At 41.6% G+C, this 16,953-nt stretch carries 15 protein-coding genes and 7 tRNA genes; 3 read left to right on the top strand and 19 right to left on the bottom strand.

The features are described 5' to 3' along the window. Positions 1-86: 86 nt before the first annotated feature. From L1272_RS12650 to L1272_RS12635, 4 genes are all read right to left on the bottom strand, one after another. Positions 87-1,148, bottom strand: coding sequence for an alkaline phosphatase D family protein (locus L1272_RS12650; protein WP_442961836.1), 1,062 nt, complete (start codon positions 1,146-1,148; stop codon positions 87-89). Further along, positions 1,145-2,272, bottom strand: a complete 1,128-nt coding sequence (locus tag L1272_RS12645; RefSeq protein WP_235373561.1) for a sulfatase-like hydrolase/transferase — start codon at positions 2,270-2,272, stop codon at positions 1,145-1,147. The genes L1272_RS12650 and L1272_RS12645 overlap by 4 nt, the downstream gene beginning before the upstream one ends. Before the next feature lie 57 nt (positions 2,273-2,329). After that, positions 2,330-4,687: a TonB-dependent receptor domain-containing protein gene (locus L1272_RS12640; RefSeq protein WP_235373560.1), complete on the bottom strand. Its 2,358-nt coding sequence runs from the start codon at positions 4,685-4,687 to the stop codon at positions 2,330-2,332. Between the two features lie 212 nt (positions 4,688-4,899). Beyond that, complete coding sequence (locus L1272_RS12635) at positions 4,900-5,943, bottom strand: alkene reductase (protein ID WP_235373559.1); 1,044 nt, start codon at positions 5,941-5,943, stop codon at positions 4,900-4,902. Between the two features lie 284 nt (positions 5,944-6,227). Between L1272_RS12635 and L1272_RS12630 the strand changes: the two genes are divergently transcribed. Beyond that, positions 6,228-6,809 (top strand): TetR/AcrR family transcriptional regulator, encoded by a 582-nt coding sequence (locus tag L1272_RS12630; RefSeq protein WP_235373558.1) that lies wholly within the window; start codon positions 6,228-6,230, stop codon positions 6,807-6,809. An 85-nt stretch (positions 6,810-6,894) separates the two neighbouring features. Next, positions 6,895-7,293 carry a DUF2750 domain-containing protein gene (locus L1272_RS12625; RefSeq protein ID WP_138618128.1) on the top strand — a complete coding sequence of 133 codons (399 nt, stop codon included), beginning with the start codon at positions 6,895-6,897 and terminating at the stop codon, positions 7,291-7,293. A gap of 27 nt (positions 7,294-7,320) precedes the next feature. On the opposite strand, the gene L1272_RS12620 is transcribed toward L1272_RS12625, so the two are convergent. Then, positions 7,321-8,205, bottom strand: coding sequence for an AraC family transcriptional regulator (locus tag L1272_RS12620; RefSeq protein ID WP_187490421.1), 885 nt, complete (start codon positions 8,203-8,205; stop codon positions 7,321-7,323). A 229-nt stretch (positions 8,206-8,434) separates the two neighbouring features. On the opposite strand from L1272_RS12620, the gene L1272_RS12615 reads away from it, so the two are divergent. Further along, complete coding sequence (locus L1272_RS12615; protein ID WP_235373557.1) at positions 8,435-8,959, top strand: carboxymuconolactone decarboxylase family protein; 525 nt, start codon at positions 8,435-8,437, stop codon at positions 8,957-8,959. 10 nt (positions 8,960-8,969) lie between these two features. Here the strand turns inward: L1272_RS12615 and L1272_RS12610 are convergent. The 14 genes from L1272_RS12610 to tolQ all read right to left on the bottom strand — a co-directional run bounded on the left by L1272_RS12610 (position 8,970) and on the right by tolQ (position 16,047). Beyond that, a tRNA-Ser gene (locus L1272_RS12610) sits at positions 8,970-9,057 on the bottom strand. A gap of 151 nt (positions 9,058-9,208) precedes the next feature. After that, positions 9,209-10,249, bottom strand: coding sequence for a quinolinate synthase NadA (gene nadA / locus L1272_RS12605; RefSeq protein ID WP_138618121.1), 1,041 nt, complete (start codon positions 10,247-10,249; stop codon positions 9,209-9,211). Positions 10,250-10,378: 129 nt separating this feature from the next. Beyond that, positions 10,379-10,454 (bottom strand) — tRNA-Lys (locus tag L1272_RS12600). 51 nt (positions 10,455-10,505) lie between these two features. Then, a tRNA-Lys gene (locus tag L1272_RS12595) sits at positions 10,506-10,581 on the bottom strand. A 51-nt stretch (positions 10,582-10,632) separates the two neighbouring features. Beyond that, positions 10,633-10,708 (bottom strand) — tRNA-Lys (locus L1272_RS12590). Positions 10,709-10,765: 57 nt separating this feature from the next. Continuing rightward, positions 10,766-10,841, bottom strand: a tRNA-Lys gene (locus L1272_RS12585). A 55-nt stretch (positions 10,842-10,896) separates the two neighbouring features. Beyond that, positions 10,897-10,972 (bottom strand) — tRNA-Lys (locus L1272_RS12580). A gap of 55 nt (positions 10,973-11,027) precedes the next feature. Beyond that, positions 11,028-11,103: transfer RNA gene (locus L1272_RS12575), tRNA-Lys, on the bottom strand. A gap of 168 nt (positions 11,104-11,271) precedes the next feature. Then, positions 11,272-12,033 (bottom strand): tol-pal system protein YbgF, encoded by a 762-nt coding sequence (gene ybgF / locus L1272_RS12570; RefSeq protein ID WP_235373556.1) that lies wholly within the window; start codon positions 12,031-12,033, stop codon positions 11,272-11,274. A 12-nt stretch (positions 12,034-12,045) separates the two neighbouring features. Further along, complete coding sequence (gene pal, locus L1272_RS12565) at positions 12,046-12,588, bottom strand: peptidoglycan-associated lipoprotein Pal (protein WP_054553016.1); 543 nt, start codon at positions 12,586-12,588, stop codon at positions 12,046-12,048. A gap of 34 nt (positions 12,589-12,622) precedes the next feature. Further along, the gene (gene tolB, locus L1272_RS12560; protein ID WP_054553015.1) at positions 12,623-13,981 is read right to left on the bottom strand and encodes a Tol-Pal system beta propeller repeat protein TolB; all 1,359 of its coding nucleotides are present in this window, start codon (positions 13,979-13,981) and stop codon (positions 12,623-12,625) included. A 9-nt stretch (positions 13,982-13,990) separates the two neighbouring features. Further along, positions 13,991-14,929 carry a cell envelope integrity protein TolA gene (tolA, locus tag L1272_RS12555; protein WP_054553014.1) on the bottom strand — a complete coding sequence of 313 codons (939 nt, stop codon included), beginning with the start codon at positions 14,927-14,929 and terminating at the stop codon, positions 13,991-13,993. Position 14,930: 1 nt separating this feature from the next. After that, positions 14,931-15,356, bottom strand: coding sequence for a protein TolR (tolR, locus tag L1272_RS12550; protein WP_054553013.1), 426 nt, complete (start codon positions 15,354-15,356; stop codon positions 14,931-14,933). Then, the gene (gene tolQ / locus L1272_RS12545) at positions 15,343-16,047 is read right to left on the bottom strand and encodes a protein TolQ (protein ID WP_054553012.1); all 705 of its coding nucleotides are present in this window, start codon (positions 16,045-16,047) and stop codon (positions 15,343-15,345) included. Before tolQ ends, tolR begins: the two co-directional genes overlap by 14 nt. Positions 16,048-16,953 lie beyond the last annotated feature (906 nt).

The raw sequence follows: 16,953 nt of genomic DNA, 5'->3' as shown, positions 1-16,953 counted from the left end.
AGAGAAATACCCGCAAACAAGGCTTATTCCATGTTTGCAGGCATGTGCTGCGGGCATGTGTTTAGGATATGCGCAGCAGGCAATGTTTACTGGTATGGGCTTATCGTCGATAACGCGAACTCAGTGTGCATTATCTCATCACCCTTAATACCTTTAAGCGCAATACGAATGGTAGGGTCTGCTTTTTGCCAATCGATTGTTAAATCGCCGTAGTTTACCTCATGAGTGTAATCACCCACACGGTGTTTATTAGGGCTAACATCTTTCCACTTTTCTGTAAGCCCAGAACTAGTCATCTCATATAACGGGTAATCTAGGTTTTGTTGATACTTAGACAGCTCACCCCAGTGGGTATCGCCACTGACAATAATCACACCATTTACTTTATGCTTTTTAATAAGCGCAAATAAACGCTCACGATCAGCCGGATAATTAGCCCATGACTCCCAGCCTGTAAAATCAGCCAATAACTGTAAGCTTGAGACAATGATTTTTATCTTTTCATCTGACTTAAGCTCTTGTTCGAGCCATTGCCATTGGTTTTCGCCAAGCATAGAGGCGTTTTTATCGGTTGTTGGACTATAAGGCCCTTGTTTTGCAGGTTTACGCTCAAGTTGATAGGTCATCGCTGATACATGATTTAACGGCGCACGATTAAAACGCAGATCAGGCATGATCACCTTTACTGTTTGCTCACCTTCACCGTACGTGTACGAAGTGTAAATACCATCTTCACGAGTTCTGCGAGCAGAACCTGCTGGCTCTTGCCAAAAGTCGAGCATGATTTTTCGTGATTGCTGTTTTTTGGGGTATTCGCTGCCAGCGTCATTTTCGCCATAATCATGGTCATCCCACATGGCTATTATCGGCGTATTCGCACGTAATGTTTTAAAGCCTGGCTTTTGCCCTAAACGTTGATATTTATCGGCAAGTACCGTCATATCTTCGGTATCACCATAAATGTTATCGCCAAGGAACATAAATAAATCGGCTTGCTCTTTGTTGATGGCATCAAAAATTGGAATAGCTTTGTCTTGATGACCACATGAGCCAAACAAAATTTTACTTGGCGCGGCAATCGCACTCACACTACTAACCAGCATTAACCCAGATAAGGCGCTTTTGAACAAACCAAAAGTTAAACTCATTTTAAAATCTCCTTAATTGGCGCGGCCATTTTCGGGTTAACTTGCTGACTGTTAATGCCTAAAATATTCAGCACAGTTGCCGCTACTTGCGCTTGTTTGAGCTCATTGCTTGGCTTAATTAAGCCTGTTGCTTTTATATCTGGGCCAATCGCCGCTAACCAAATATGCTCAGAGCCAACAATACCGTTTGGAAAACGTTGCTTACCTTGTTCTGAACGAGCTAAAGCACGCTTCGAACTATGATGTTGCCAATCATCAGCATGGCTGCCACGGCCATGATCGGTGGTAATAATCATTGTGGTGTTGTCTTTATAGCCCGGTGTTTGTTGAATTGTTTGCCAAAGGTCACGAATAAACGCATCACTTTGTTTAGCCGATTTTAAATAAGCATCGTATTTACCGTTATGGGCGAAGTCATCGGTTTCACCCAAGCTAATAACAAGTAAACGCGGCTGTTTATTTAATAAATATTGTTTGGCAAATCGGTAGGTAAAGCTGTCGAGGCGCACATTATGCCAAGGGCTTGGGATCTCGCTTTGCATTTGGTTTAGCAGAGTCACTTCGGCTGACTTCACAGCATCAAAAGCTTCAAAGCCGGCATTAACATAAACCCCACTACGCTCACGATTTACAATATAGGGAAACACATCCCAGCTACCAAAAAGCGCGGTTTTACCTTTAAACTCTGGCTGAGAATTTAAACTCTCTAAAATGGTTTTATTGGGGTTAGGCACTTTATCGTTACTATCGATATTTTCGTCTACTACGCCGGTTAAAATTTCACTGTAACCTGGGTATGAGAAATACCACGGGTTGCTTACCGACATCAATGAGCCTTGCGTTCTATCGCCAATCAAAACGCCTTGCTTTGCCAATGTTTCGCTAAAAAATGGCATTAACGCTTGAGTACGCTGTGCTTGATCATCTCGCCAAAAAAGCGCCTTTAGTTCATCTGTATTTGCAACAAAATCAGTGTTATCGATTAGGTTTTTATCTGCACCAGAGAACACTTCTTGCCAGCGAAGGCCATCAAGAGTCACGAGTACAACATTGTCTGCAGCTTTACTGTTTAAGCTTAATAGTGATGCTGCTAAAACCGCCGTGGCTAAAATTAATTTTTTCATATTTCACCTGCAAAAAAGCCCATCAACGATGGGCTATTTAAAACGTTAGCTTATTACTTAAAACTGCGCTGTAAGTGTTAAAGCTGCGGTACGTGGTGCACCAATAAAGTAGGTAGAGCCATTACCTGTGCCACCTGCGAGATATGATTTATCAAACAGGTTATTCACCACAAATGCAAGGTCGATTGATTTAAACACTCCAGAATCAAGACTCGTGTTATAACCTATGTTTAAATCAACCAAGGTGTAACCATCAACCTCGTTACGCGAACGGCTTTGTTCATCAGTCCATGCACCTAAACGCTCACCTGTGTATTTAGCCGATAAACCAAAGCGGAAATCACCACTGTAGTAGTCTGCCGATACCACAAATAAATCTTGTGCTGAGTCAATCACTTCATCACCCGCTTTAAAGCTGGCTGATGCATCCTCAAGTAGCTCACCATCGCTATTGTAAGCACTTGGATCGTTCGATTGATACTCAGAGTTATTGTAGGTATACGATGTGTAAAGATTCCATTTGTCAGTCAGCATATAGCTTGCAGAAAGCTCCACACCTGTTGACTCAATACCACCTACGTTGATGTAAGAACCGTTCGTGCCAATGGTGTAGTCAATACCATCGGTATCACTGCCCGGAGCAATAAAGGTAATGCGGTTATCAAATTCAATGCTGTAAGCGGTTGCTGTTAAGCTTAAGCGGTCATCGCTGTAACGCACACCTAGGTCGATGTTTTCAGCTGTTTCAGGTTCAATTTCGGTCAGTGTTGATGAATCACGTTCAAGTACACCATCTTTAATTGCCGCAAAGTTTTCGCTGTAGCTGGTGAATAGCTCTGTGCTTGCAGATAACTGATACAGCATACCACCGCTGAATAGTACGTCTGAATCACTGTCGATTTTATCTGAGTACTCATCTTCAAAATGGTTATAACGCTGCAGCTCAACAAGGTACTGTTTAGCACCTAAATTAAGTGTGAAGTCGCCTAAACTGATTGAGTCTTGTACGTACCACTTGAATGTATCTGTTTCGAAGGTGTTTTTATATTGTGTCCAATACGGCGTATGGTCAAAGTGATGATAAATACGGGCATCAATAACTTTATGCCAGTCACGTGACTCATCACGGTCTGTTTGTTCAAACCAAAAACCGGCTTCAATGTCATGGTTGCCAAGGGTTACTTGGTATTCACCGGTCATACCTAAGCGGTCTTTTTTGTAGTGAGTATGACGATACGACATAACCGGAATCGCATCATCTGGGTAACAGGCTGGGTTTAAGCCAGGGCCTGAAGACCATGGCCACTCTAAACTTGCCGTACAACCTGCAGCAGGTGCCAGTGGGTTACCCTCACTATCTGTAAAGCCATAATTGCCAGCATTTTCGCCGCCAATCGTTGTTGGATTACCATCATCATCAACCGGTGACGTTAAATAAGGCGGGATCCAATCGCCACGACCTGAGTTTTTATGATAGTAAGGCGACAAGCTTAAGTTTGAAGTGGCACTTAGCGCGTAATCAAACTTTACATACGCAAGGGTATTTTCACGCAGTGTACCCCAGCCCTCAGCAAACATTTGATCAAAATGCGGCACGCCAGTCCAATTCCAAGTTAAACGATCCCAATCAGGGTTTTGTTCAAACTCACTAATGCTAATGCTGTTATAGTTAATTTCATGAACATCATCATACGAAACACGACCCGTTACGGTTAAGTCACTAAAGTCGGATACAAACTTCGCTTCGATGTGCTGGTTGTCTTTACCACCATTGCTGCCATCACCAATCCAGCGGCTAGTGTCTGTTTGCGAATAGCTGATATAGGCTTGCGTGTTATCAAACACAGTGCCAGTTTCGTGCTTCACAAAGTAGCGGCTAGCATTGTGATCACCCGTTGTATAAGCAAATGTGGTGCTTTGCTCGGTACTCGGTTGTGCACTCACAAAATTAAAAGTACCACCTAATGCTTCGAGTGATGCAGAGGCAATATCAGACGTACCTTGCCCTACTTCAACCGTTGCTAAGTTTTCGCTGTCTAAGTAACGGTTTGCTTTTGCACCGCCACCATAGTTAGAACCACCATTAGGAATACCATCAATCGTCATACCTAATTGCTGTTGATTACCATCAATACTAAAGCCACGCATAGTGATGGTGGTTGACCAATCGTCACCACCGAATGCATCACCTTCGTTGATGCTAATACCCGGTAGGTTATCAATCACGGCTAACACACTTGATACTGAACTTTGTTGCTCAAGCATCGCAGGTTCAATAACGTTATTTGCATAACTGGTTGGCTTTGCAACAACGGTAATTTCTTCAATTTCGTTATTCGTGTTTGCATGTGCCGATGTTGCTAAAAGCGTTGCGACTACAAGGCTTAGCTTTGTTTTTTTTGCTACTGTGCTCATTGTTTTTCCAAGGTTACGTATTTAAAAGCGGGCACAGTATGCAGAGCGCGTATTACATTTAGGGTCAAAATATTTGACACAACAATTAAACAATTAATGCATTTTCATGGCATATTTAAGACTTAACTGTTTAATAAATAAGAAAGCATTAGAAAAAATGCCCAGTTAAATTAACTGAGCGCTTATTGGTTGGACAATATTATTAGGTTTGCTTAAATCAGTTCAGCCAGCATTTCATCGCTGTATGGTGTTAAGGTTTCACCATTTTTAACTTTGCTGATGTAATCTGGGTTCGCAATGAATGGACGACCAATCGCAATTAAATCAAATTGGTTGTTATCGATAGCTTGATTAGCCGACTCAAAGCTATAGCTACCTACCCCTACTAACGTACCTTTGTACGCTCCGCGCATATATTCAGACGCTGACTTATCACCTAAACTTGCAAAGCGCATGCTGTCATCAAAAATACCAACATGTAAGTAGGCAAGGTTACGTGTTTCAAGGGCTGGTAATAGATAATCGAATACTGCTTTATCACCATCGCTTTCAGTCATATTAAAATACGCACCTGGCGATAAGCGTAATGCAGTTTTATCTGCACCAATTGCCGCCACGACAGCATCAACGACTTCAAGAGCAAAACGCGACATGTTTTCTGGTGTTTGCCCGTATTGATCTTCACGTTGGTTGGCAGCAAAGTGTAAGAATTGATCGATTAAATAACCATTTGCACCATGAATTTCAACCCCGTCAAAACCCGCTTCAATAGCGTTTTCGGCGGCTTTTGCGTAGTCAGCAATTAAACCTTGGATGTCTTCAATGGTTGCCGCTTTTGGAGTAACGTAAGTTAACTCACGCATTCTCGGTACCGAACCTTCAACACCAATTGCTGATGGTGCCAGTACATCACCACCAAAAAAGTGAGGATGAGCAACACGACCTACGTGCCAAAGCTGAGCAAACATTTTGCCGCCTTTTGCGTGCACAGCATCGGTGACTTTCTTCCAACCTTGAATTTGTTCGCTAGTAAATAGACCTGGTGTATTTGGATAACCTTGTGAATCTGGGCGAATAATCGTTGCTTCGCTAATAATTAAGCCCGCATCAGCACGGCGCGCATAATAGTCAACCATTGCTTGGGTAGGTACGAGATTATCGTCGCTCATACAGCGTGTAAGGGGTGCCATTAGTACACGGTTTTGCAACTCAATGCTGTCATTTAGTTTAAACGGAGAAAGTAAATCGGTTGTCATGGTTTTATCCTTATCTTGAACATACATTCAAGATAAGGGCGAAACAAACATACTTCAAGGTTTATTTTGAATAATCGTTCAAGATTACGTAAACTTCGTTTATACCAATTCGCTTAATTAAGTGGTCTATTTTGAGGCAAGAAAACCTCGTTGATAACAAGGCAAAAATTTCGTTATTTAGTTGTTCTAAATCAGAAATTTTTAACGCGGGTAGCGACAGGTTTAATCCCTCAAAATGACTAAGTATTATTGCGGATTGGTATTATAAACCGTGAGGAGCTTTAATGAGAACTGCTGAATTTGATACTGAATTTGTACTACGCCAAGCCATGCATGCTTTTATGCAATATGGCTATGCGAAGACCAGTATGCAAAAATTAAAAGAAGTGACTCACCTTCACCCGGGTTCTATTTACGCGGCTTATGGCAACAAAAAAGGCTTGTTTTTAGCCGCCACCGAGCAATATCAAAAAGACAGAAACCAACAATTTACAGCCCTTTTTAATGACCAACAATCAATTTTATCGACTCTTAAACATTACTTAACTGTGATTGTTGATGAGTGTATTGAAGGTGAAGTAGCTAAAGTATGCTTACTTACGAAGAGTATTTCTGAGGTTGAAGGCAATGACCCACAAATTTGCACTGTGCTGCGTAGCAACCTTAATGCATACGAGCATGCCCTCGCCGAGCAACTTCAAAAAGCCCTAGATAACAACGAATTTGTAAGTAGCAAGTCAGCGCAACAACTTGCACGCTTTTTAGTCATGGGCATATACGGTATTCGTACCTATGCGCTGACAAATCAAGACCCTAAATCTCTGCAACAACTTGCTGACGATCTTTTTGCTGCATTAGTAAATTAATTTAGCTAATAACTTTACTTGTCATATTAATTTATCACCTTATGATTAAGGTGTAGCTGTGTATAACTAAAAGAGTGAGCCTGTCATGAATAATGCAACTGCTAAACGTGTTGAAACTGAATTTGATACTGTACTCGCCTTAGGCGCAAAGAAACGACTCGCTTATATGTTTGAAACGGTACAAGAGTTTAAACAAGTGTGGATCCTCAATGATGAACATGGCTGCGTCATGCTCTCAAACGAAGATGACGACTGCGTGCCTGTATGGCCTAGCCGCGAATTTGCCCAAAGTTGGGCAACCGGTGAATGGCAAGACTGCACACCAAAAGCCATCCCTGTAAAAGACTGGTTAAGTCGCTGGACACCTGGTCTTGAGCAAGATGATTTACTGATTGCAGTATTCCCCACTGACCAAGACGACGGCACCATTTTATTCCCCGATGAGTTTGACTCACAACTGAGAATGCCAAAAAGACGATTTTAAATACAAGGGAGCCAAGCGCTCCCTTTTTTATGCGATTTGTTGCAACCGCAGTGCTGAAATATCTTTAATCGGTGGCTTGCCAAAAAAGCGTGTGTACTCGCGGCTAAACTGCGATGGGCTCTCGTAACCCACTTTTAAAGCTGCAGAGCCCACATCAATTCGCTCATTCAGCATTAATTGCCTTGCCGCCTGCAACCGTAAGTTTTTTACGTATTGCAACGGACTCATCTTTACTACATCACGAAAATGCAGTCTGAATGTCGACGGGCTCATGTGTGCATCACGGGCTAAATCATCAATTGAAAATTGACTGGTAAAGTTTTCTTTTAACCAACACAAGGTCTTAGCGATTTTTTGATGGGCTGAGCCAGACATCACAATTTGCCTTAAATAAGGGCTATGCGGGCTATTTAACAAACGCAATATAATTTCTTTTTTAATAAGTGGCGCAAGATTAGCTTTTAATTGAGGTTCATTGTCGAGTTGAATCAGCCTTAGTAAAGCGTCAAGCAAACCATTATCAGTATCAACCACCGACATAGCTTGGTGCTTAGGAAACTTGTCTTGCCCGGCAAAATCCATTTCAGCAACAATATGGCTGATTTCATGAGCATCTAAGCGTAAGTAAAGACCGTAAAATGGCTGCTCTTTACTGGCACGAGTAATATGCGAGGCAACAGGCACATCGACTGAGGTCACCAATGATTGCCCGTCAGTGTAATCATAACTATGTTCACCCAACACAACTCGCTTTGCACCTTGCAAGCTAATACCCAGCCCTAACTCATACACGCAGGCCATCGGTAATGAAACTTCGCTTCGTCTGAACACCAATAATTCTGGAATCCCTGTTTCAAAATTACCGTCTGCAATCGCTATTGCTTTCACTGCTTCTATTAATGCCTGACGCATTTAGATTACCTCACATAAATACTCAATTAAGTGTATCACTGTAATTTGAGGTTAGGACCATTTTAGGTAACAGTTCGTTATTTTAGGCAAAAATTAAATCATTTATGGCAAGCAGAAATAGCCATCATCGACCATAATGTATTTTCAATTTTTCGATTGCATGCTCTATGTAATCAGCCAACGCTACAAAACCTCAATATATTCAGTACCTAAAATCAAAAGAGAAATTATGAGCCATAACAACACGGATTTATTTGTGTTTGTCGCGATCGCTGCTTTGGTCACCGTTCATGACAAGCCTTTGTTAAAACGAGCATGTCAGCACGCATTGAATGATGGCGTTTCAATGCAAGAGTTGTGTGATATTTTACCGCATATCAGTGTATATTCTGGGGTGCCAAAAGCATTGCTGGCGCTAGAGATTTTAAAGTCACTTGATAATATTCAAGGTTCAAATGCGTTGCTTATCAAACGCACAGAGCAGCAGCTAAAAACCGCACTCACATTTGGCCAACTACCTTTTGGCATAGAACAGCAAAACAACAGAGTTTTTGAGCTTGCCTCTTTAGGCGCTTTATTTGCATTAGACGATGCCAGCAACTTAGTTAGCGAGCAACTTAAACGCTGTGTGCTGCTTGGTTATAGCCGTGAACAACTTGAATTATTAGTGATAGAACTTGCCAGAAAGGTCAGTAGCCACATAGCAATGCGCGCTAAATGTAACCTTGAAAAGCACTTTGCTATGGTGGGGTAAATTTAAGAAATGGCGGTGACGGAGAGATTCGAACTCTCGATACGTTGCCGTATACACACTTTCCAGGCGTGCTCCTTCAGCCACTCGGACACGTCACCTAAGGCGCTGCTTAGAGTTTAGCAGCGGCGTTATAGTATGAAAACAACCCTACAGACGCAAGGGCTTTTTAAAATAGTGCAGTTAAGTGATTAGTAATCAAACAAAAAAGGCAAGGTAAACACCTTGCCTTAAGTATATAGACGGTCGTTCTTAACGCTGAAGCGATGCTGAGAACTCTAACATACGATTAAGCGACTTTAATGCCCCTTCGCGTAAGTCCATATCAACAAACACTTCTTTACCTTGTGGATCTGTCAGTGCTTCTTCAATCGCTTTTAAGCCATTCATCGCCATCCACGGGCAATGTGCACAGCTTTTACAAGTTGCGCCTTCACCCGCTGTTGGGGCTTCAAAGAATTCTTTCTCTGGGCATAACTGCTGCATTTTGTAGAAAATACCTCGGTCAGTCGCGACGATGAACTTTTTGTTGTCCATAGTTTGCGCTGCTTTGATTAGTTGGCTTGTTGAGCCAACCGCATCAGCTAAGGCTACTATCTCCGCAGGAGACTCTGGGTGAACCAATACAGCCGCATCTGGGTGTAAGGCTTTCATATCCTTAAGTGCTTTGGTTTTAAACTCATCATGAACGATACAGGCGCCATTCCACATGATCATGTCTGCACCTGTGTTCTTTTGAATGTAAGAACCTAAGTGTTTATCTGGACCCCAAATGATTTTTTCGCCTTGCTCATCAAGATGCTCAACGATTTCTAGGGCACATGAAGAAGTAACAATCCAATCTGCACGCGCTTTAACAGCGGTTGATGTATTTGCATACACTACTACCTTGCGATCAGGGTGCTGATCACAAAACGCTGAGAATTCTTCAATTGGGCAACCTACGTCTAATGAACAGGTTGCAGCAAGCGTTGGCATAACAACTGTTTTATTTGGCGTTAGGATTTTTGCTGTTTCGCCCATAAAGCGAACACCGGCTACCACAATTACATCTGCGTCGTGCTTAGCGCCAAAACGCGCCATTTCTAGCGAGTCAGCAACACAACCGCCTGTTTCTTCAGCTAGTGCTTGAATTTCAGGATCAGTGTAATAATGGGCAACAAGAACCGCGTTCTTGTCTTTTAATAATTGTTTGATACGTGCCTTATACTCAGCTTGCTCGTCTTTTGATAACGGAGCTGGCTTTGGAGGGAAGATATAATCTTCAGGCATAATTTGTTCAGCTAGACTCATTTCTCGACCACTTAGTCCACAGTGCATTCATGGCGCGAATTATACGAGAATCTTAAGCTAATGAACAGTATTGCTGTGAGCTGTTAAGATAAATAAAGGATAACTTAGAAAGAAAAGATAAATCAGGAATGGTGGGTCATGATGGACTTGAACCATCGACCAATGGATTAAAAGTCCACTGCTCTACCAACTGAGCTAATGACCCGCTCTGGATATTTTGATACGTAAATCCGCCGATATGAGACCATTCGAAGAATGGTGGGTCATGATGGACTTGAACCATCGACCAATGGATTAAAAGTCCACTGCTCTACCAACTGAGCTAATGACCCGCTCTGGATATTTTGATGCGTAAATCCGCCGATATGAGACCATTCGAAGAATGGTGGGTCATGATGGACTTGAACCATCGACCAATGGATTAAAAGTCCACTGCTCTACCAACTGAGCTAATGACCCGCTCTGTTGCTTATAAAAAGCTGCGTAAATCCGCCGATATGAGACCATTCAAAAGAATGGTGGGTCATGATGGACTCGAACCATCGACCAATGGATTAAAAGTCCACTGCTCTACCAACTGAGCTAATGACCCGCTCTGATGCTTGTAAAAGCTGCGTAAATCCGCCGATATAAGACCATTCGAAGAATGGTGGGTCATGATGGACTTGAACCATCGACCAATGGATTAAAAGTCCACTGCTCTACCAACTGAGCTAATGACCCGCTCTGATGCTATTAAAAGCTGCGTAAATCCGCCGATATAGAACCATTCAAAGAATGGTGGGTCATGATGGACTTGAACCATCGACCAATGGATTAAAAGTCCACTGCTCTACCAACTGAGCTAATGACCCGCTCTTTTTTCCGCATTTTGGCTGTTGTTACCAATCGCCTGCTGCGGGCGCTTATAATACTTATTTAAATGCTGAGTGCAACAGAAAATATCTCTTTTTTTAAGTTTTTATGTCTAGTTGCCTAATTTTAGACCGCTTATGTCAAAAAGCAGTCTAATCAGGTCAAATCTACATTTGCGACAGACGTTCTGTGGCTAATTTAGCAGCGGTAGTACTTGGGTACTGATTAATTAAATCATTAAAGGTTTTAAGGGCTTGCTCGCCTAAACCTTGATCCGCTAATAAGTTTCCTAACTTTAACATTGCATCTGGGCGCTTATTAGAATTAGGGTATTCATTCACAACAACTTTAAAGTGCTCAGTCGCACCTGCTTGATCGTTTTGAATAGTTAACAGCTGACCTAACCAATAATGCGCATTAGATGCATACACTGAATTTGGATATGTCGTTAAGAATGCTTGAAACTCAGGAATTGCTTGCTCATAACGTTTATCTTTCATGATTAACGCCACTGCACGCTCATAAGCTTCGTTTTCAGATAAGTCTGAACTGATTGCCTGTGATGCACCTACATCTGTATAAGTATTTGTAGGTTGAGTTTGTGTTGCAGCAGGCTGGCTATAAGCTTGGCTAACTCGGTTCTCAATTTCTTGATATAGCTCACGCTGACGTTGCAGTACTTTTTCAAGCTTATAGCTTTGCTCTTCTGTAATACCACGTACTTGGCTCACTTCGTCTTGTAAAATATTAAGCTGCTGCTGAAGCTCAGCTTGCAATAAATTACGTGACTTCATCATGTTTTCTAAAGCGACTAAACGCTTCTCAATGCTCGATTGCGAGCTTGCAGCTTCTGAAACAGGAGCGGGAGCAGCCCATAACAGGGTGCTCCCGCTTAAGATCATTGCTGCCAAAATAATTTTCGGCTTCATAATGACTCTTTATTAGTAAACTAATACTGCGCGACGGTTCTTCGCGAACGCTTCTTCAGTGCGAGACTTAACCATTGGCTTCTCTTCACCATAGCTCACTACTGACATTTGGCTAGCAGAAACACCTAAACTTTGTAAGTATTTTTCTACTGCTTGACCACGGTGCTCGCCTAGTGCGATGTTGTACTCAGGCGTACCGCGCTCATCAGCGTGACCTTCGATTAGTACTTTAACTGAAGGGTTTTGTACTAAGAATTCAGCGTGTGCTTGTAATAGTTCAGCATACTTGCTTTGGATTTTTGCGTTATCAAAACCAAAGTAAATGATTTGCTCTTGACGTAACGCTTCGTATTTTTCACGAAGTGCTTCTTCAGCTTGTTGCTCTGGAGTAAGCGTTGCAACTTCAACAGTATCAGTGTTGTTTGATTGCTCAACCATACCTTGGTTAGATTGGTTTGCAGCACCTTCATCAACACCTGAAGAAGAGCTACACGCCGCTAATGTCATCACTGGCACAGCAATTAGCAGGCCTTTTAAAGTTTTATTAAGTTGCATTTAATTGATTCCTATATTGAGTAAACCAGTATAATTACTGTAAATAAGGCGACCAAGCCGGTGCCTTAACTTGTCCGTCTAGCACAGGTAAGCGTGCTTTAAAGCGACCATCCATAGAAACTAACGCCAACACCTGTTTATTATTATGAAGCGTGCTGTAGATAATCATCGAGCCGTTTGGTGCGATACTCGGCGATTCATCAAGGCGTGTTCTAGTTAATACTTGGAACGCACCTGTAGCTAGCTCTTTCTTAGCAAGATGGTATTGACCGTTGGTACGGTTCACCATCACTAATTCTTTTCCGTCTGGAGAAACCGAACCTGCTAGGTTCATATCTCCGTCAAACGTCATGCGTTTTGACCTACCAGTTTGCAAATTTAACTTATAAATCTGGGCATTACCACCCCTTTCAGACGTAAACACAATATCTTGCCCATTAGGGAACCAAGATGGTTCAGTATCTATACTACGGTGATTTGTAAGGCGTCTTTCTTTGCGAGTTGCAAGGTCTAAAACATATACTTCTGTTGCACCATTGCGGTCTTTAGAGAGCACTAATAGTAGCTTTTTGCCATCAGGTGAGAACTGTGGCGCACCATTAATACCAGGGTGACTTGTGATCAGCTCACGTTTACCCGTGTATAAATCTTGAATGTAAATTTGGCTTTGACGATTTTCAAATGTTACATACGCAAGCTTAGTACCATCTGGTGACCATGCCGGTGACATTAATGGTTCTTTCGAGCGAAGTAATACTTGCTCATTAAAACCATCATAATCAGCAACGACTAACTGATAAGGCATTGCCTGATTTTCTCTCACAATAACGTAGGCAATCTTCGTTAAGAATGCACCTTTTTCGCCAGTTAAAGCTTCGTATACAACATCACTGATGCGGTGAGCGTAGCGGCGGAAACCCGTTTCAGCTATTACACTTTCTCTTGCATCAAGAATATGGTCTTGGCTTTTAACTAACTTACCGTTACTCATCATCTGTGTTTGACCACCCGTGATCTGACCACGAATAACATCAATAAGCTCATACTTAACTAAGTAACGTCCACCTGGCTGTTGTTCAACTTGACCAACAAGAACGGCTTCAACACCTTTATTAACCCATGCAGCATAGTCAACGTCAGTATCAGTTGCTGGTAATTGAGGCATTGTTGCTACATCAATAGGTTTAAATTTACCACTACGCATTAAGTCTGCTGCAATAACAGTACTTAACTTTTCAGGGATGGGGCCAACCCCATTGTATTGAAATGGCACAACCGCAATCGGACGTGCACCATCAACACCTTCGGTAATAACAATTTCTAGTGCAGCACTGGCGATGCCATGAAAGCCCAGTAATACAATAAAACATGCTGTTTTTATCTGGTTGAACATATCATTCCTTTAGAATTCTGGCTTGATTGTTAAATTAATATTTTTAAGTTGCTCAAATACGTCTTTATCGGGTGATACCGGGAGTGTATCTGCCATACGAACAGCTCGAAGCGCAGCTTCACACACTAATTTATCACCACCTAATGACTTAACTTGTGTTACTAAGCCATTAAAGCCAAGACGAATATTTACACGACATTGTTTATTCTTCATCTTTTCATCGATAAGTAAAGTTTGCTGAATACGTGCCATTATTAAGGCTTTGTATTTGTCGACTTCACTTACAATTTGCTGTTGACGAACTTTATTTCGTGCAGCTTGCTCAGCAGCTAACTGCTCTTGCAACATTTGCTCTTGCAATGCTTGCTGGCGTTTACGCTCGGCTTCGGCTTCTTTGCGTTTACGTTCAGCTTCTGCTTCGGCAGCTTTACGCTTACGCTCTTCTTCCGCTTTCTTTAACGCCTCTTCTTCAGCTTTGCGCTTTTCTGCTGCAGCTTTTGCTGCTGCTTCAGCTTCTTGCTTTTGCTTTTCGGCTTGTTGCGCTTTAGCACGTTCTTTTTGCTGAATTTCACGTGCTTTTTTCGCTTGTGCTTCGGCTTCTGCTTTTTCTTTCTCTTTCGCGCGGCGCTGTTGTTCTAGCTTTTTAAGGCGACGATCTTCCGCTTCACGTTGCTTACGTGCATCATTAGCACGTCGTTCGAGATCACGAAGACGCTTTGCTTCAGCTTGTTTTTTCGCTTCTTCTTGCTTTTTTAGCTCAGCAATTTTTTGTTCAACCTTTTGTTGGTCTACCGTAACTGCTGAAACAGCCTTTTCTGGCTCAGGCATAGCTGGATTCAAAGTTACTTCCATTACCTTAGGAGTAGGTAAATGAAAACTAGCTGATCCAATTAAAAAACCAATAATACCCAGATGTAATAGAATCGATTTGATTAATGACTCACGCATACTAACCCTCAAATGATTCGGTCATTAGACCCACTGAAGGCACACCGGCATTTTTCAAAAAGTCCATGAGTAGCAGTACTTCTTGATAAGAAACACGGCCCGAACCTTTGATCATCACTGGCGTATCTGGATTCTTTTGCAGCTGAAGTTTAATCACTGCAGCAACATCCAACGCTTCCATTGGTGCTTCAGGATCTGTACCAATACTTACATAGTACTTACCTTCAGCATCAATTGACGCAATAATTGGAGGCGTGTCTTTAGTATCAACAAGATCCGATTCTTCCATCTTTGGCAAATCTACTTTTACACCATGAGTAATAAGTGGCGCAGTTGCCATAAATATGATTAGTAGTACCAACATTACGTCAATGTAAGGAACTACATTTATCTCACCTACTGGGCGACGTTTCTTACGCTGGTACATTCGCTTTAGCCTCTATTTGCGCAGCAGCTTGGCGGTGTAAAATATTGGCGAACTCTTCCATGAAGTTAATATAATTACCTTCAAGCTTTTCTACTTTGTTTGCAAAACGGTTGTAAGCAATAACAGCTGGAATTGCAGCAAATAAACCCATTGCTGTTGCGATTAGTGCTTCAGCAATACCTGGCGCTACCATTTGTAGCGTTGCTTGCTTAACTTCACCTAATGCGATAAATGCGTTCATAATACCCCACACCGTACCAAACAGGCCGATGTAAGGACTAATAGAACCCACTGTTGCTAAAAACGATAAACTTGACTCAAGCTTTTCAACTTCACGCGATAAAGCAACACGCATTGAACGGTGTGTGCCTTCCATAACAATACTTGCACTTTGTGGTGAATTTTTCTTATGACGTGCAAACTCTTTAAAACCTGCAACGAATAATGCTTCAACACCTGATGCGCCTCCAGGACGCGCTGATACTTCGTTGTATAATTTACTTAGGTCAATACCCGACCAAAACTTCTGCTCAAAGCGCTTTGCGCCATTAAGTGCATCAGAAATCGCTTTTTTACGCTGAAAGATAATTGCCCATGACATTACCGACATACCGACTAATGCCAACATTACTAGCTGGACAAGTACACTGGCTTCTAGAATAAGATCTAAAAAGTTAAGCCCTGATCCCACGTTAAACTCCTAAAATAGATTTCTATGTAATTTGTTATATTTTTTACACTTGTATTTATTGACCACAAAGGCGGCCAAAAGTTACATCTAGTGTATCTAGTCAGCTATGAACTGACAACGCTCTTGCTGTGAATTAGCGGCAAATAACGGTAAAAAGCAATTTGCTTAGTTATTTTTTAGCCATATTAGGTTTTATCAATACAATTATGCATATTTTCACCTTAATAATAAGTCACTACAGTGACACTAAAAAGCAACCAAAACAGCCAAAAACTCGGCGTTTATTCATAAATAACGCATAAACACCCAAAAGCACTTTTACGAATCTACTACAGAATACTTAAACTAATCCTGAATAAAGTTCTTAAAATTTATAAAAACCTTCCCATTCATAAACTTAAAATTAATATATTCACAATGTGAACAAAAAGAAAACAATTAAAAAATGTGCTCACATTAGTTTTTTTTATCTGAAAATAAAATTTTTCTAGTTTGAAGAAAAATCCATCATTGCGTATTATTTACCTATACCGAGCTAGCAACCTCATGAAAGTTTCTTTCATTAAGCTCCGTTTTTAGCAATATGAAAATTCGTATTGCACTAGGTTTGCTTAAATCTGGATAAAACCTTTTTTAAGTAGACCGTAGTTCCCTGGATTACTTCCTTCAACTTGTTGTTTGCCCGCATCCTTATGCGGGCTTTTTTTTGCCTACACAAACGTCAATGAGAATACCTATCGATAACTTAACAGCATGTGAATTACAGATGTTAAAATGAGACAACAACCCAGTGGTTAGTGGTTAGTGGTTAGTGGTTAGTGGTTAGTGGTTAGTGGTTAGTGGTTAGTGGTTAGTGGTTAGTGGTTAGTGGTTAGTGGTTAGTGGTTAGTGGTTAGTGGTTAGTGG

The sequence above is a fragment of the Pseudoalteromonas sp. PAST1 genome (assembly GCF_021532515.1).
Taxonomy (GTDB): Bacteria; Pseudomonadota; Gammaproteobacteria; order Enterobacterales; family Alteromonadaceae; genus Pseudoalteromonas; species Pseudoalteromonas simplex.
Note: the sequence above shows the minus strand (reverse complement) of the source record. Positions and strands in the feature narration are given on the sequence as shown.

Coding starts and splice junctions, on each gene's coding strand:
- L1272_RS12650 (WP_442961836.1), bottom strand. CDS start 1,148: ATGAGTTTAACTTTTGGTTTGTTCAAAAGCGCCTTATCTGGGTTAATG.
- L1272_RS12645 (WP_235373561.1), bottom strand. CDS start 2,272: ATGAAAAAATTAATTTTAGCCACGGCGGTTTTAGCAGCATCACTATTA.
- L1272_RS12640 (WP_235373560.1), bottom strand. CDS start 4,687: ATGAGCACAGTAGCAAAAAAAACAAAGCTAAGCCTTGTAGTCGCAACG.
- L1272_RS12635 (WP_235373559.1), bottom strand. CDS start 5,943: ATGACAACCGATTTACTTTCTCCGTTTAAACTAAATGACAGCATTGAG.
- L1272_RS12630 (WP_235373558.1), top strand. CDS start 6,228: ATGAGAACTGCTGAATTTGATACTGAATTTGTACTACGCCAAGCCATG.
- L1272_RS12625 (WP_138618128.1), top strand. CDS start 6,895: ATGAATAATGCAACTGCTAAACGTGTTGAAACTGAATTTGATACTGTA.
- L1272_RS12620 (WP_187490421.1), bottom strand. CDS start 8,205: ATGCGTCAGGCATTAATAGAAGCAGTGAAAGCAATAGCGATTGCAGAC.
- L1272_RS12615 (WP_235373557.1), top strand. CDS start 8,435: ATGAGCCATAACAACACGGATTTATTTGTGTTTGTCGCGATCGCTGCT.
- nadA (WP_138618121.1), bottom strand. CDS start 10,249: ATGAGTCTAGCTGAACAAATTATGCCTGAAGATTATATCTTCCCTCCA.
- ybgF (WP_235373556.1), bottom strand. CDS start 12,033: ATGAAGCCGAAAATTATTTTGGCAGCAATGATCTTAAGCGGGAGCACC.
- pal (WP_054553016.1), bottom strand. CDS start 12,588: ATGCAACTTAATAAAACTTTAAAAGGCCTGCTAATTGCTGTGCCAGTG.
- tolB (WP_054553015.1), bottom strand. CDS start 13,981: ATGTTCAACCAGATAAAAACAGCATGTTTTATTGTATTACTGGGCTTT.
- tolA (WP_054553014.1), bottom strand. CDS start 14,929: ATGCGTGAGTCATTAATCAAATCGATTCTATTACATCTGGGTATTATT.
- tolR (WP_054553013.1), bottom strand. CDS start 15,356: ATGTACCAGCGTAAGAAACGTCGCCCAGTAGGTGAGATAAATGTAGTT.